This is a genomic window from Flavobacterium sp. ACAM 123, from assembly GCF_000264055.1.
GTDB lineage: Bacteria > Bacteroidota > Bacteroidia > Flavobacteriales > Flavobacteriaceae > Flavobacterium.
The window spans coordinates 1-15,113 of sequence record NZ_AJXL01000090.1; the positions used below are offsets into that span (position 1 = coordinate 1).

Here is a 15,113-nt window from a genome sequence, read left to right on the forward strand (position 1 = left end):
ACCTACGGATAAAGGTTTTATGTATATATGTGCAATAATTGATTTGCACTCGCGCTATGTTTTAAGCTGGGATATAAGTAACACTATGACAGCCGAATGGTGTACAGTAGTACTTCAAGAGGCAATAGACCAACACGGCAAACCAGAAATTTTCAACACCGATCAAGGAAGTCAGTACACAAGTGAGGTTCATACTAAGCTATTGAATGATAATAATATAAAAATATCAATGGATGGAAAAGGACGTGCTATTGATACTATTTTTATAGAAAGATTATGGAGTTCAGTAAAATATGAAAACGTATATTTACAAGCTTACGGTAGTACTCTGGAACTCTACAAAGGATTGAAAGAATATTTTAGATTTTATAATGACGAGCGTTTTCATCAATCATTAGATTATCTAACGCCAAGGGAAATATATAACAAAATAGAAGTAGAATAAAATCAGAATAACTTTTTTGATTTATGGCTTCGCCGGTCAAACGTTATTTCCTATTTCAGCCACGCAACAGAAAATTAAAACTTAAAAACTATCTTAAGTTTTTGAAAAAGTTGCATCGTGAATATGTCGCAGCATACTATTGTTAAAAACTAACCAATGAAACTGCTGAATTTTTTAGCTTTATTTCGATTAGTATTGTCTTTTATTTAAAAAAAAAAGAATTTTTTGTAACGGTATTTATTAACATCCAAATTACAGCGATTCCAATGATAAAACTTACAATTTTGCCCACTGTTGGATTGTAGAGATATTCTTGAATTTGCTCTTCCATTTCTTATTTATTGATGTGAACAACACGCTGTGGAAAAGGAATGGTGATATTGTTGTATTTAAATAATTCAAATATTTTTATCCTCATTTCGCTCTTAATGTTTTCCACGCGAAACAATTCTTCTGACCAAAAAATTATTGAAAAATTCAATGATGAATCCCCAAAATCCGTAAAACGAATAAAGGGACTCGGCTCTGTTAAAATACTGCTTTGACTATCAACAGCTTGTTTTAAGATTTGCATTACCTGCTTCACATCGGAAGAATAGTCAACCCCCACGGTTACTTCAAATCGCGATGCAAGATCACTGTGGGTCCAATTAATTAATTGATTTCTTGTCAAATCAGTATTCGGTAAAATAATATATTTGTCATCTCTGGTCAGCACCGTCGTAGTGCGCAAATTAATCTCTTGAACAACACAAACCATTTCGTTTAATTCAATAACATCGTTCACTTTAACGGAGGAGTCCAGCAGTAGTAAGATCCCAGAAATAAAATCACTAAAAAGATTTTGCAAACCCAATCCAATACCCACTAAAAGAGCAGCTGAACCAGCTACAAGTACGGATAAATTAAAACCAAATAATTGCAATCCGGCAACAATTGAAATTAGAATAATTAAATACCTGATTAAGCTATAAATGGAGTATTTTTTAGCCAAATCAATTTTATCGACTCTATAAATGGTTTTTCTAATAATTTTTAATAAAAATAGGACAACGAATATAAAAACAATGACCTTAATAATACCAATGATTTTAAAGTCAAAATCACCAATTTGAAAAAGAGTGTAATCGATTTATTTTTTCATTTATATTTATTTTTTTAAGCTTTTGCTGTTCAGTCATTTATATTTTTGACTACTAAAGTTACATTATTAATCGAACACCCCCTAATTCAGCAACTTTGTAGGAGAAACGGTCTCCGGGCGAACCAATGAACATAAAATTTTTCGGGATATTCCATTTTTTTGATAGCTCATCGATGATTTCAGGCCCAAAAACACCTTCTAACTCGATGAATTCAATGGCGATTTCCGGATATGCGCGATCTAAAACTTTAAGATCGATTATGAGTGATTCATTTGATTCTCCTCCTTGACGTTTTACGTTGACTATTTTTAATTTCTTGGTGGACTCGTTATTTTGTACATATTGCATCACTTTGTTTAGAATAGCAACATCATCACCTTTCGTAAAAAACACAAACTCTTGTGAATTTATTTTTAAATTCATTTTCATTAAATAACGATTGCTGAAAATGACCATTTTTCGCATTGGCTTGTAAAAATATTCTAAGGCGTCAATCAGCACTTGAATCAGAAAAGATCTTCCTAACATGATTCCTATAAATACTAACGAAGGAATCAGGTATTTAATAAAGGTATAGAAGGAATCTACGTTCAATTGAACATTTCCTACAAAGGCCACAATCACCAATATAACCGCTGTGACCACTGTTATCCCTCTTGCTTTCTCGGGTCGTGGTAATTTTTTACGCTTGAATTTTAATAATAAATTCCCAATACCAAACAAGCCCATTACGGCTAAGAAGGAAAAGGTATATACTCCAGCTAAAGCAATAAGATCCCCTCCGGTAACAAATAGCACGGAAACACATAATATTAGAAAACTGATGATTATTCTGTAATTTGAACCTCTCTTATTCTGTTTCAAAAAGAAATTCGGTAATATTCTATCTAATGTCATTCGATTCAATAAACCGGACACTCCAACGAATGAAGTTAAAACAGCACCACACAATACTAAAACTGCGTCTATCGAAATAAGATAGGCAAGCCATGATCCGCCGGTTGTTTGTCCCAGGAAAGCGAGTAAGGACTCTTTATGTTCACCGACTTCAGCTAACGGAATGATACAAATTAATAACAAAGCGATCATAGGGTTGAAAAAACTGACGATTGCCCACATGTTACGCAGTGTTTTTGGAAACACACCCTGTCTTTGTTCTTCAACAAAATTTGAGGAACTTTCAAAACCAGAAATCCCTAACATCGCAGCAGAAAAACCTAAGAAAAGGGCATTCACTATTCCTCCAGAGGTAACCGGAAGATTCCAATTGATATGAAAAGTTTCTAACCCATGATTAAAAAGAAACCATGATGACACGATGACTAATAAACTAAGTGTAGCTAAATGGATTACAAAAATAATTACTGCTACAAAGGCAGATTCTCCGATACCTAAAATTGCCAAACCGGTAAAAGCTAATAAGACAATAACTGTTGTGATTGTTATATCTATGCCGGGAAGAATGCCGTGTAGGTAATGCATTCCTTCAGATGCTGAAATCACTGCAGTCGCCATATAAGATAATACTGTCAACGTTGCAGCAACGGAAGCCAGCTTTTTAGAGGAAGTATTTAATAATACATTATATGCTCCTCCATTAAGAGGAATCGCTCCAACAACTTCACCGTATATTTTTCTAAATAAAAATAAAACAACAGCTACAAATAATAATGAAATCCACGCGTATTGTCCCGCATACATAATAGTAAGAGCCGAAACATACAAGCACGAAGAACTAATATCATTTCCACAAATAGCGGTCGCCTCTAACTCATTTAATTTTTTATGCAATACTTTTATCATCGTATATCATTTGGGTTGATCTCAATTCGCATCGCAATATAAGCATTTGCAGTAAAATCCCAAATAAGAAAATTAATTCCTTTCACTATAATAGGTAAGTAGTCTTTATTAGATATTAAACGAATTGATTTTTAGTTAATTAGTGTTTTATTTAATTTTTAATTTTTTGTCTTTAACAGTGTAAATAGGAGCTTTTAAAAAGAGTATTTTAAATGCCTTCTAAACGTTAATAATTTTTGAGAGTGCTATTAGTTTGGATTTGTCTCTAAAGAAGTGTATTACAGTAATTGATACTCAAAAATAAGAATACTTGTTTATGCTATTAGCGGGACTTTTTACAAAAGAGAATTTTTTTCACAACATTTGATGAAAAATAAAGAAGTTGCAATACTAATTAATAAAAGCGAAACGTTTCCGGTTAAAAATAATAAAATAGATGCAACAGATTATTCTTTACGCATGGGTAATAGCACCGTTCGGAGCGCTGTTATTCAAGAATGGTTGAAAAAGAGAAATAATAGGATAGCGTCTAGACTATTTAAAAATACTTAATGAACAAATAAACGTAAAAAAAAGATTGTATGCATCACAATAATTACTGGAACATGGGTATGATGTGGGTTATATGGGTTCCCTTAGTGTTGTTTTGTGCTTTTTTCCTCTATCGTATTCTGGCTAATTCGAACAAAAGAAAAACTTCTGAAACGGAGCCTCTCTTGGATATTTTAAACAGAAGATATGCAAAGGGGAATTGTCAACGGAAGAATACGAAAAAATAAAAAAAGTACTTGAAGATAATCAATAGTAGACTTTATTCTTGTAATAGTCGTCTGTGGTAATTTATTTGGCCAAGATGAAAAGTGAGGTGAGTGGTAAGGTGAATCAACATGAACTCGGTTGAAGTTTTTGTTTCAAAAACTAAAAGAGGAAACTCCATTATCAGTTCTTTTTCAGATAAATTATCGAGCGCATAGTCCACCATAAGCATAGTTTCTTCAATTTTTCGGATTAGTTCCGTACTTGGAATATCTTTTAATGAGAATTCAAGCTCTCGATTTCTTACATAGTTAGTGTTCCCATATGTATTACCAATGTAGGTATTGAGATTCCCCACTAAATGCAAACAAAGATTCCCGGCAGAATTAGTTATTCCTTTTTGAATCGTCCAAATTTGACTTTCATTTTGTATATAATTCAATTTCTTGTTTTAACCGATTCAAATCTCTCTTAAAAATCGTTTTTAAAGTTTGAACTATCATAAATTGGTTTTTTGATACTTTTTGAGCGAACGCAGTGCGTTTCTATGTATTTTATTTTGCATAAAACCGGTCCATCCGAACAGATACCCAGTAAGTCCTAAAGCCTGTTTTGACCATTTCCAGATATCAAAATCATCTGTATGTCTCCTAATTAGTCCGTCTTGAAAAAAGAATTCTGCTCTGATGCTATTAACAACGGCTCTCTTGTTTTTACCGAAATTATAAGTGGCTACCCAAACTGCTGCCCCATGGTAATCATTGGATTTCACATCTGAAAGCTTAATTTTTATATCTCCATTACTCCGTGCAATCAGCATCTCCCACATTTGACATACATCATTTCCTTTCAAAGAGCCGAAGACCGGATCTATAAATTCAACATTAGGATGATAGCATTCACACATTTTTGAAGCATCACCATTGGCAAAAGCATCGTAAAACTTAGTAATTGTTTTTTTGTTTTCAGTCATATTTATAAAAAAAGGAGCTGTAAAAATAATGAATTTTTCAATGGAAATTGATTTATATAAAAATAGATAGGAAATGTACTGCTTTTACGTCGGAAAAAGCTCAAGTTTAAAATGTTAGTTTACTTGTATTAAGCGATAGAAATTTCTTTTGCCAGATATATGTCTTGCACCGCTTTTATAATTTTTACTCCATCGTCAAAAGGACGCTGAAAAGCTTTTCGCCCCATAATTATACCCGAGCCGCCGGCACGTTTATTTATAACAGCAGTTTTTATGGCCTGTTTAAAATCGCTTTCCCCTTTTGATTCTCCTCCGGAATTTAACATACCAATCCGGCCGGCATAGCAATTCATCACCTGATACCTGCATAAGTCTATAGGATGTTCACTAGATAATTTAGTATACATTTCAGGATCAGTTTTTGCAAACCCAATTGCGGTAAATCCGCCGTTACTAGTTGGTGATTTTTGTTTAATAATATCTGCCTGTAACGATACGCCCAAATAATTGGCTTGACCCGTTATGTCTGCCGCTGAATTGTAATCAACATTGTCTTTTACAAATGCATTGTTTCTGGAATAACACCATAGTATAGTTACCATGCCCAAACTGTGAGCCTCTTCAAATGCTCTTGAAACTTCTATTATTTGCCGATCTGATTCGGCCGAGCCAAAATATACAGTCGCCCCTACAGCTATAGCTCCCATATTCCAGGCCTCTTTTACACTCCCAAACATTATTTGATCGTATTTTTTTGGATAGGTCAGTAATTCGTTGTGATTAAGTTTCACTATAAACGGAATCTTATGGGCATATTTTCTTGAAAGCAGGGCTAAGCCGCCCATCGTGGAAGCGATAGCATTGCACCCCGCTTCAATAGCTAATTTCACAATATTTTCAGGATCAAAGTACATGGGGTTTGGAGCAAATGAACTTCCGGCAGTATGTTCAATACCTTGGTCTACCGGTAAAATCGAGAGGTATCCTGTACCGCCCAGTCTACCATGGTTGTAAAGCTGAGTTAAGCTTCTGATAGTTTGTCCATTTCGATTGCTTTGCAAAAAAGAGTCTGTAGGATCTGGATGGGGTATATGAATTTGGTCTTTAGTAATAGTTTTGCACATATGGTTTAGCAAAAAATCCTTTTCGGGACCTAATAGTTCCATTAATCGGTGTATACCTGCCATTTTAAATTGCGTTTAAGTGATATAACATTTAGTTGTTCAAAAACATAGATTTTGAATTAGGGCGTATAAAAAGGATAGTCAGTATATCCTTTTTCATCGGCGGTATAAAATAAATCGGCATTAAGATTTTCTGAAAGAGGCCAATTATTTTTAAAACGTTCTACAAGATCAGGATTATTTATAAATGGCTTTCCAAATGCTACTAGGTCTGCTAGTCCGCTTTTAATTGCTGTTTCCGCGCTTTCTTGGTCAAATCCGCCGCATAAAATTAGCCTGTTCCTAAAGTTTTTCCGAATTGTTTTTTTTATTTCCATTGGGACGGCAGGCGCTCCCATGGAAGAATGATCTGCAAGATGGATGTAAGCAATACCAATTTCATTAAGTTTTTTTGATAGATAATCATAGGTGTCGTCGATTTCGGGATAATGAGGCATATCGCTGGCAACTCCATAAGGAGATAAACGAATTCCTGTTTTTTCTTTTCCAATGGCTTCAGCCACTGCAATCACCACTTCAATTATAAACCGACATCGGTTTACAATACTGCCACCATAGTCATCGTTCCTGATATTGCTAACAGGCGATAGGAATTCTTCCAATAAATAGCCGTTGGCCCCATGCAATTCAATGCCATCAAATCCAGCAAATAAGGCATTTTGTGCAGCGCAAACAAATTCTGTTTTTGCATGTATAATATCTTGTAAGCTCATTTCTTTTGGCATAACAAAATCTTGTAAATCCTTCAAGTCAGTCCACATCTGCCCATTAGCTTTAATAGCAGAAGGGGCAAGTATCTCACCTTCTATGGGCATATTCAAAGGGTGGCTTATTCTTCCGGAGTGCATTAACTGAACAATGATCTTACTTCCATTTTTATGCACTGCTTTGGTTATATTTTTCCAACTGCTCACTTGTCGCTCGTTAAATATGCCTGGGATCCGGGCATATCCAAGTCCATTTAGCGATGGTGACGTGCCTTCCGTAATTATTAAGCCTGCGCTGGAACGCTGCTTATAATAGTCAACCATGAGATCATTGGGAACATTTTTTATGGCTCTGCATCGGGTCATAGGTGCCATTACAATCCGATTTTTTAATTCTATGGAGCCTAGCCTTTCGGGAGTGAATAATTGATGGTTTTTCATTTTCTTTACTCTTAAGTTATTGTTATAAAGGTAATTATATTTATTGACTTAAGTATTTAAAATGAGTATAGAAGTGATTGTGGCATTCGATAAAGAACCATTTTACTATTAGAAGAACATGTTTTAGCAGCTCCTTTACCGTATGCTTATTACAGCAATGTCTATTTATGCAAATAGATTAAATAATTTACAGCGTTTTCTTGTTCTTTCATACATGACTTTTATTAAAGATAGTTGCTGCGTATTGCTGATTTAGGCAATAAATTAATTGTTAGATTGTCATTGGTCATAGCATTAGATCTCTTAAAATTTTAAACAAAAAAAGAGGATAGACTGTTAAGTGTCTATCCTCTTTTCTAAATCTAAAAAATAAGTTTGTCAGTAATTGACTTATTATTTTGTAGGTACAATATCAATTATAACGGTTCTGTTATAAGAACGTTCTTCTGGTGTTTTATTTTCAAAAGGAGATTTGTTTTCATCCTCACCAAATCCAATTAATTCAAATTTCACATCGTTTCTACCTTTTTTAGATAGCGCACTTTCAATTATGTTTTTCACGTCGTTTGCACGAGCTAAAGACAATTCTTGATTGTGAGCTTCTTCACCAATAGCATCAGTATGACCATGAACAATTACCGTTGCACCAACAGGAATTTTTGGAGTAATTACATCAGTTAAATATTTTTCATAGATGGCAATAGCTTTTGATTTATTAAATTCATAAATAATGCTATATCTAAGACCTTCTTCTGTTTTAGCCGGTGTCCAAAGTACAACATGTAAAGGAGCTTCATTCTCTACAACAACGCCACTTTTAGTTTGACCTATCATTTTTACTTTGAAATCTCCTTCTGGACGGCTTCCTAAAATTGCTTTTCCAGGAATACGAACTTCATCTTCAGTATAAGGTCCGAAAGACTGTGATTTACCTTGTTCATCAGTTATTTGTAATGACCATGTAGATAAAGCCTCGCCAGCTCCTTTGTTATTGAAAGTTACATAACTTGAAGCAGGAGCTTCTTGAGATGCAACAATTTTTACTGGTTTTAATTGAGCACCAGCGCCACTTTGAAATTCCATTAATAAAGATGGAGAATTACTTTCGATAGATACTCTGCGGTCTCCTTCACGAAGAAGTCCTAATTCAAGTGTTCCACCTGGTTGTTCTGATGGAATATTTGGTTTAGATTGACCTTTAGTACTTATTCTTGAAGGATTGATTGCAAATACATCAACTAAATATGTTTTAATTGATTCTGACATTGCTAAACCATCTGCCGGTCCTTGTTCTGATGAACCTACCAAAGAAATAGTTGCATTTGGATTTTTCTGCATACGGTCACCAAGAATGTTTAAAATATTATAATAAACAGTCATTTGTCTTTTTGAACGATCTGATAAATTTTTTGGAGCAAAAACTTCCAATTGGTCTTCTTTGAAATCTTTTACCTGATCTTTATTCAATAAAACATAACGGTTAGGTATTTCACTTGATCCATTGTTAAAATACACATAGTTTCTAAGTGGAAAAATTTCAGTAAGTCTAAGGTCTCCAGGAACATTACTAGGAGAATCTATAGAAAACGAAACTTGTTTGTCTGCTTTGATATCAGTAGCTTCCTGAATGTTTTTTCCTTGTCCAAATTTAAGAGCAACACCTGCTCTTACAGTCGTATTGTTCCATGTTTCTGTTGAACGTGGATTTTGACCAAAATAAGGTTGGAAAGAAACAAAAGGAGACAATACAAATTGTGTTTTGTTTGCATCCGTGGAAAGTGGAATATCATAACCTGCTCCAATTTGCATTGAAATAATTGTTTTTTCAATTTTATCAAAATCACCTGTTACTGCAGGAGTAGCTTCTTGATCTGGATACGCTGGGTTGATTCCTAATTGATATGTAAATGATTTATCCAAGTTGAAAGCTAAACGTGGACCACCATATAAATAAAAATTAGATTTAAAAGGAGCAAAACGTAAACTTGGTTCCACTGTAATGTAACTTAAGTCAGTTGATAAATCAGCAGGACAGTCACATGCAGTAAGCACTTGGTCAAAATCACCTTTACGGCTATCGTAACCAGCTTGTAACATAACACCCCATCTTGAATCAGCAGGACGATACTCTAAAAGCGGTGCAATGAAAAGTCCAGCTCCAAATCCATCATGAAATGTTTTTGGCGATGTAAAACTTGCGTTCAATTGTTGTGTTGATCCACGGTAGAAATTAAAATTGGCTCCACCCGCTACACCAAAGTACCATGAAGGTTTTGAGTATTTAACTTCAATAGTTTCCTGTGCTTGGACAGATGTTTGAAAACTTAACCAAGCTAAAGCGATCATTCCGACGCTTTTGATGGTAAGATTAGTAGGAGTCCATGCATTAGATGGTTTCTCTGTATAAAAAGTTTTTGATTTCATTTTTTTTATTATTAGGTTTTATTTTAATATATCCCGCCCTGAGACGGGATATGTAAAAATTGGGGTATTACTTAGTTAGCAGGAACATTAATAATGGTATTAACCATAGTTACTGAAGATACTAATGAAATAGCTCTTCCGTTTAATACTGTTTCTGCACCAGGTAGAGTAGTGCTATTTGCAGGTGCTGACAATGTCACACCATTATTTGCAATAACATTTCCAACCATTACACCACCACCGGCGTAGTTGATAACTGCTTGACTACCGACGTACCAGTAAACATTATTCGCTTTTGCCCCATTTATTAATTTAACACTTCTAGATGCCGCTGGAGAACCTACTGTTAGTGAAGATGCTGATTGGAAATACCAAGTCGCATTTTCATTACCTTGAGCATCTAATGTTAGATCACCATTTGTAATTTTATACGTACCACTTGCTGATTTATAAACACCTGGCGCTAAAGTTAAAGCTCCTAGTTCTCCTGAACCCTGGTCACTCCCACCAGGTTTGTTAGCTGGAGAAATACTGTTATAAAGATCTCTTGCTGCATTCAATCCTTCTAGTGCTTTTTGTGCTTTTGTAGCATTTCCAGGTGCAGGTGCATCTGCAAAAACACCTCCATTAACTAACCCATTATTTAGAGGAGTAATAGTATACACTTCAAAAGGAGATGCCATAGTATCAGTGAAACCGGTTACTAAGGACGATGCGGCAGTTGTACCGATGGGTCCGTTAACTCTAGTATTCAGTCCTTGATTTGTAATTCCTGCATTTCCTCCAAAAACTCCGAAGAATAAACCTGAAGGCGCAGGGACAACTGTTGCCGACAATGTAGTGAAGTTCCATACATAGTTATTTGCTAAAGGTACTCCGGCAGCATTTTTTGCAGCAGTTGTAATGGTTGCTGTATATGTTTTACCTTCTACTAAAGCGTTTGTTGGTTTGAATGAAGCAGTAGTTCCTGAGTAAGTTACAACTCCCGTGATAGCTGTTGTACCTTGTTTCAATGTGAAATTAGTAGCATTGATTGTTAATGGATCCATTACCATACTAAAGTTAGCGGTAATCGTTTTATTAAGTGCAACACCTGTCGCATTATTGATAGGATCTGTAGAAGTTACTGTTGGTGCTATTATAGTTCCAGTTGTAAATTTCCACACATAGTCACTTGGTAAACGTGTGTTGTCTAGATTTGTTACAGCTGCTGAAACAGTTGCTGTATAGACTGTATTTGCAGCCAATGCTACTGTAGGAGTAAATACAGCTGTTGTTCCGCTATATGTTACAGTTCCTGCAACAGCAGTAGTTCCTTGTTTTAAAGTATAGGTGGTTCCAGTAATAGTACTAGCTTTCATTGGCATATTGAAAGTCACACTTACTAATTTATTTAAAACTACGTTATTCTCGTTGTTTGTTGGGTCAGTTGACGCAACCATTGGAGTAACTGTTAAACCAGTACTAAACGTCCAAATTTTTTCTGTTTGTAAAGCGTTACCTGTAAGGTCTTTTACTGTTCTCTTTATTGTAGCAGTATACGTTGTGTTAGGAGAAAGTAAAGCAGATGGTTTAAAGGTTGCTGTTTTACCTGAGTAGGCAATTACACCAGCTATCTGCGAAGTTCCATTTAAAGTAAATGAAGACTGATTTATAGTTTCAGGATTCATCTCTTCATTAAAAGTTGCTGTAATCAATTGATCCAAAGGAACATTAGTAGCTGCATTTAACGGAGTAGTACTTAGCACTTCCGGACAAAGTCCATCGATTTCTACGAAATCGTCTTTCGCACAACCTGAAATTAAAGCAATAAATAGTATTGCAAAGGTTAATAGTACATTTTTAGTTTTCATTTTATTAAGTTTTAGGGGTTTAATTATTTTATGAAACAAAGGATGGTTTTATTACTCGCACAAGTATTATACTATTAAAAGGGAAACTTGTATAATTCACATATAGAAAATGTTAAAATTTTAAATAAGTCCTTTTAAATCAATTAGTTGTGAAATATAAACTGTTAATGGCTTGCTATTTGGCTTATTTTATTTAACTAAAAAAGTATAGAAATAGTAATAAAAAGAGGTATGGAGTTTCTTTTTTAAGAAATGAATATCTTAAAAAAAAGGGTTTACGACAAGGACCGTCGGTTGCTTATGATTGGAATAATAAAGGGGAAGCTAATGTTCTATTTTAGAAGTTTAGCAGACCAGGTAATATAATAGTTTGAATGAGTGTATTTTTTGCTTTTGTCTGAGTTCTAAGATATAGGTATTGAGTTCTTTAGTTAATGCATCAAGGGAGTAAGCGGATGCTTTTATATGATCTAAAGTTTATTTGATACCTACCTTTGTATCGTTTGAAAGATCCAGTAATTAGGAAAGACCTAAAATGTTAGCAATTGGTTGTCTTACTTTATGAGAGGTCATAAATATCACTTTTTCTATTCCTTTTGGTATTCTTCCGCTTTTTTGAGTTCTATGTTAGCGGTTAGTAATTCTAGAGCTCTATCTTCCTTTTCTTGATTTTGAAAGGCTAGTTCTTTGTTAGTGATAATTAACTCTTCGTTTATTACTTTTCTGTTTATGCCTACCTAACTGAAATTTTCGAAAAAAAATGATAATTTAACTTAAAGGATTACCGGATGCTATTATTTCGGGTCACTTTCTTAGAAAGAATATAAATCAATAGTATTATTCTAATCATGATAAGTAAATTGACTTATTTAAAATATAACGTGAATTTTTCATTTAAGAAGTAGTGATTTCTAAAGATTACTACGTTTAGCAACTAAATTAGTTACTACGAATTGTAATACGGTTCCCGCTATCCTTTTTATTGGATTGTGCGTTGAGCCCATTAATAACTTCTTGGAGATGTAGCCTGTAGATAAGCCAATGACCGTATTAAGTATATTGTGTCTTAAGTCTGGAGAGGAGGTCATTTTTTTTAAAGCACTTTTCATTAAGTTTAAAGGCTTTACACTTTCATATATGACAAGGTAGTGTTGATGTAGGGATTGTAATTCTGCGGCCTGTTTTTGTTCCAACAATAAGATCGTTTGGCGCAAATTTTGTGTTGCGTTCCTTTTTTCCATGCTATTTATTTTTTAGCATTTTGGTAATAATAAAATTACTGACCGGGATTTTAATCCATTGATCTTTATAAGAATATAATACAATTGACAGTACTAAATATAAGGCGGCCATTATAAAGAAGCCGAAATAAAAAGTGCCTAGAAGTTAACCTAGGCAAAACGAAAGACCAAAGTTTGGCAGTAGCAAAAATATAACAAAAACAATAGCAATTGTTGATCGGGATATCAGTGAAAACAGAACATCTGCTGAAGTGTCGATAACTTTTAGTTTTGCCAATTCGAGAGATGTTCCAGTATAATGCTCTACTTTCACGACAAGAATTTCTATTGTTCTTGCCTTGCTACTAATAATTTTATTTTAACGCTAATTGAAGTTTAAAAACGCTATTATTAGATAGTGATATTTTTAACATCTGTATTTTCAATATCTTTTTTAGATTTTTCAAATTTAGATTTTCCTTCATTAAAAAGACCTTGTCCTTCCTCTTTAAGCACCTCATACTTTTTTGACATTGTATCTAATGCGACATCAAATTGATCTTTTAATTCATCTGCATAATCGTTGCTTACATTTTTAATCTTTCTTCTTGTTTTTTTTCCTTTTTCAGGTGCAAATAATATTCCCATTATTACACCTGCTGCAAGACCACCTAAAACTCCTAAGATTACTTTATCTGTTTTCATGTTTATTTTTTTTAATTTTTACTAATATACTTATTTTATAATCTTCTACCTTGTATAAGTCTTAATAATATTGCAATTACCGCAATAATAAGTAATACATGTATGATTCCGCCCGCACTAAATGCGAAGAATCCAATTGCCCAAAAAAATGACTAAAATTATTGCTAATGTGTAAAGAAGGTTGCTCATGATTTCTATTTTTTATTGGATTATTTTCTATTTTAAATTAGCCGCGATTCTCTATCGGAACTCCGTTTTTATTTTTAGTTCAATCTTAGACCAACGTATACATTAAATATGCTATTTTTAGCATCTGAATCCGCAAAGCTTCCCTCTTTGAATACTTTTGTTAAACCGTAATTGTATCTTACCGCAAAGTTAACTGTTTCTAAATCTACGCCTAAACCTCCTGAAAGACCTGCGTCAAACCTGTTGAAATCATTAGTGTCTAATTGAGTCTCAGAGGTAAACAGGTTTGAATCGTTCGTTGTTTTACCACTTACCATATAAGCTGCATACGGTCCGGCATGGATATTTAAAACATTTGTAAGATTGAAAACCAGTAGTACAGGAACTTCAATATAGTTTGTTTTAAATTGTGCTGTTCCGTTTGCAAAAGCATTATTGTAGGTAAGCTCTGCACCTTTAGTGGTGTAGGAGATTTCAGGTTGTATGGAAACAGAATTTGCGATTGGAAATTTAGCATACAATCCTGCGTTGAATCCTGTAAGTATGTTATTGTCATCTACGTTATCAGTGTAAAGATTTGAAAAGTTCAGACCACCTTTAAATCCAAAAGCGGGAGTGCTCGATTTTATATCCTGCGCATTTGATGTGTTAAATGCCAAGCATGTTAGTAAAAAAGTAGCTAACGTCAGTTGTTTTGTTTTTTTCTATTTTTTCATTTTTAATTTTATTGATTGTATTGTTCTACAAATATCGGTAACATAATAGGTGAACTTATTATATAACTTTTAGTAAATGTTGTATTATTTACAGTTACTGCATTACTGTTTAGTGCTTTAAAGTACTATTCCTAGTTTTGAGGAAACTTAAAATTGAAATAATTTATGAATTTTACTATTATAATAATTACTCTAAAGTTTGTTAATAATTTGGTATACTTCCTGCTTTGTTTTGCCAAACTTAACTTGAAGTTTTGTTATCATTTCTTCTTCCTTTTCTTCGAGGAATAATAAATTAGTAGCAGTCAAAGCCGCAATTTTTTGTTTTAGACGTTCCTTTTGCTCTTCCCATGTCTCTGTAAGATCTTTATTTTGCATTTTGGCCTAATTCATATTGTATCTTGAGTACGCTACAAAGATCAGCCGTTTCGAGTCTAAATTTGTTATATAACTTTTAGAAGAAGTTACATGATTTACTTATTGTGGAAATATAGAAATGATAACGAAGACTTTACATGAAAGGATACAATAAAAATTAGCACAAAAAAAACA

The 15,113-nt window shown here is 33.8% G+C and carries 15 protein-coding genes; 2 read left to right on the forward strand and 13 right to left on the reverse strand.

Annotation, left to right across the window (positions count from 1 at the left end; genetic code table 11):
- On the forward strand, positions 1–445 hold a 445-nt coding region (locus A3SG_RS19975), incomplete at its 5' end, for a DDE-type integrase/transposase/recombinase (protein ID WP_016990669.1).
- A 334-nt stretch (positions 446–779) separates the two neighbouring features.
- Here the strand turns inward: A3SG_RS19975 and A3SG_RS0114180 are convergent.
- Together A3SG_RS0114180 and A3SG_RS0114185 are read right to left on the reverse strand one after the other, a co-directional pair.
- The gene (locus A3SG_RS0114180; protein WP_016990671.1) at positions 780–1,439 is read right to left on the reverse strand and encodes a mechanosensitive ion channel family protein; all 660 of its coding nucleotides are present in this window, start codon (positions 1,437–1,439) and stop codon (positions 780–782) included.
- Between the two features lie 208 nt (positions 1,440–1,647).
- Entirely contained in the window at positions 1,648–3,393 is a 1,746-nt protein-coding gene (locus tag A3SG_RS0114185; RefSeq protein WP_016990672.1) for an APC family permease, read from the reverse strand.
- Positions 3,394–3,759: 366 nt separating this feature from the next.
- Here A3SG_RS0114185 and A3SG_RS0114190 point away from each other — a divergent pair, with 366 nt between their 5' ends.
- A complete protein-coding gene (locus A3SG_RS0114190; protein WP_016990673.1) occupies positions 3,760–3,945 on the forward strand; it encodes a hypothetical protein in 186 nt (61 codons plus the stop codon).
- A gap of 259 nt (positions 3,946–4,204) precedes the next feature.
- On the opposite strand, the gene A3SG_RS19980 is transcribed toward A3SG_RS0114190, so the two are convergent.
- The 11 genes from A3SG_RS19980 to A3SG_RS0114245 all read right to left on the reverse strand — a co-directional run bounded on the left by A3SG_RS19980 (position 4,205) and on the right by A3SG_RS0114245 (position 14,939).
- Positions 4,205–4,591, reverse strand: coding sequence for a DUF1572 family protein (locus tag A3SG_RS19980; RefSeq protein WP_016990674.1), 387 nt, complete (start codon positions 4,589–4,591; stop codon positions 4,205–4,207).
- Between the two features lie 57 nt (positions 4,592–4,648).
- A complete protein-coding gene (locus tag A3SG_RS0114200; RefSeq protein WP_016990675.1) occupies positions 4,649–5,122 on the reverse strand; it encodes a nuclear transport factor 2 family protein in 474 nt (157 codons plus the stop codon).
- A gap of 128 nt (positions 5,123–5,250) precedes the next feature.
- The gene (locus A3SG_RS0114205; RefSeq protein WP_157485481.1) at positions 5,251–6,309 is read right to left on the reverse strand and encodes a class I fructose-bisphosphate aldolase; all 1,059 of its coding nucleotides are present in this window, start codon (positions 6,307–6,309) and stop codon (positions 5,251–5,253) included.
- A 56-nt stretch (positions 6,310–6,365) separates the two neighbouring features.
- Positions 6,366–7,454 carry an alkene reductase gene (locus A3SG_RS0114210; RefSeq protein WP_016990677.1) on the reverse strand — a complete coding sequence of 363 codons (1,089 nt, stop codon included), beginning with the start codon at positions 7,452–7,454 and terminating at the stop codon, positions 6,366–6,368.
- A gap of 393 nt (positions 7,455–7,847) precedes the next feature.
- A complete protein-coding gene (locus A3SG_RS0114215) occupies positions 7,848–9,878 on the reverse strand; it encodes an OmpA family protein (RefSeq protein ID WP_016990678.1) in 2,031 nt (676 codons plus the stop codon).
- A gap of 71 nt (positions 9,879–9,949) precedes the next feature.
- On the reverse strand, positions 9,950–11,731 hold the full coding sequence (locus tag A3SG_RS0114220; RefSeq protein WP_016990679.1) for an Ig-like domain-containing protein: 1,782 nt from the start codon (positions 11,729–11,731) through the stop codon (positions 9,950–9,952).
- Between the two features lie 911 nt (positions 11,732–12,642).
- The gene (locus A3SG_RS0114225) at positions 12,643–12,972 is read right to left on the reverse strand and encodes a hypothetical protein (protein ID WP_016990680.1); all 330 of its coding nucleotides are present in this window, start codon (positions 12,970–12,972) and stop codon (positions 12,643–12,645) included.
- A 390-nt stretch (positions 12,973–13,362) separates the two neighbouring features.
- Positions 13,363–13,656 (reverse strand): YtxH domain-containing protein, encoded by a 294-nt coding sequence (locus A3SG_RS0114235; protein ID WP_016990681.1) that lies wholly within the window; start codon positions 13,654–13,656, stop codon positions 13,363–13,365.
- Positions 13,657–13,691: 35 nt separating this feature from the next.
- Positions 13,692–13,793, reverse strand: a complete 102-nt coding sequence (locus A3SG_RS21675; RefSeq protein WP_316945255.1) for a lmo0937 family membrane protein — start codon at positions 13,791–13,793, stop codon at positions 13,692–13,694.
- A gap of 126 nt (positions 13,794–13,919) precedes the next feature.
- The gene (locus A3SG_RS0114240; protein WP_016990682.1) at positions 13,920–14,504 is read right to left on the reverse strand and encodes a porin family protein; all 585 of its coding nucleotides are present in this window, start codon (positions 14,502–14,504) and stop codon (positions 13,920–13,922) included.
- Between the two features lie 249 nt (positions 14,505–14,753).
- On the reverse strand, positions 14,754–14,939 hold the full coding sequence (locus tag A3SG_RS0114245) for a hypothetical protein (protein ID WP_016990683.1): 186 nt from the start codon (positions 14,937–14,939) through the stop codon (positions 14,754–14,756).
- Between the last annotated feature and the right edge of the window lie 174 nt (positions 14,940–15,113).

Excerpts from the sequence above, each read along its gene's own strand:
- A3SG_RS0114225 (WP_016990680.1), bottom strand. The coding sequence starts at position 12,972 with ATGGAAAAAAGGAACGCAACACAAAATTTGCGCCAAACGATCTTATTG.
- A3SG_RS0114190 (WP_016990673.1), top strand. The coding sequence starts at position 3,760 with ATGAAAAATAAAGAAGTTGCAATACTAATTAATAAAAGCGAAACGTTT.
- A3SG_RS0114185 (WP_016990672.1), bottom strand. The coding sequence starts at position 3,393 with ATGATAAAAGTATTGCATAAAAAATTAAATGAGTTAGAGGCGACCGCT.
- A3SG_RS0114220 (WP_016990679.1), bottom strand. The coding sequence starts at position 11,731 with ATGAAAACTAAAAATGTACTATTAACCTTTGCAATACTATTTATTGCT.
- A3SG_RS0114215 (WP_016990678.1), bottom strand. The coding sequence starts at position 9,878 with ATGAAATCAAAAACTTTTTATACAGAGAAACCATCTAATGCATGGACT.
- A3SG_RS0114210 (WP_016990677.1), bottom strand. The coding sequence starts at position 7,454 with ATGAAAAACCATCAATTATTCACTCCCGAAAGGCTAGGCTCCATAGAA.
- A3SG_RS0114200 (WP_016990675.1), bottom strand. The coding sequence starts at position 5,122 with ATGACTGAAAACAAAAAAACAATTACTAAGTTTTACGATGCTTTTGCC.
- A3SG_RS0114235 (WP_016990681.1), bottom strand. The coding sequence starts at position 13,656 with ATGAAAACAGATAAAGTAATCTTAGGAGTTTTAGGTGGTCTTGCAGCA.
- A3SG_RS0114245 (WP_016990683.1), bottom strand. The coding sequence starts at position 14,939 with ATGCAAAATAAAGATCTTACAGAGACATGGGAAGAGCAAAAGGAACGT.
- A3SG_RS0114205 (WP_157485481.1), bottom strand. The coding sequence starts at position 6,309 with ATGGCAGGTATACACCGATTAATGGAACTATTAGGTCCCGAAAAGGAT.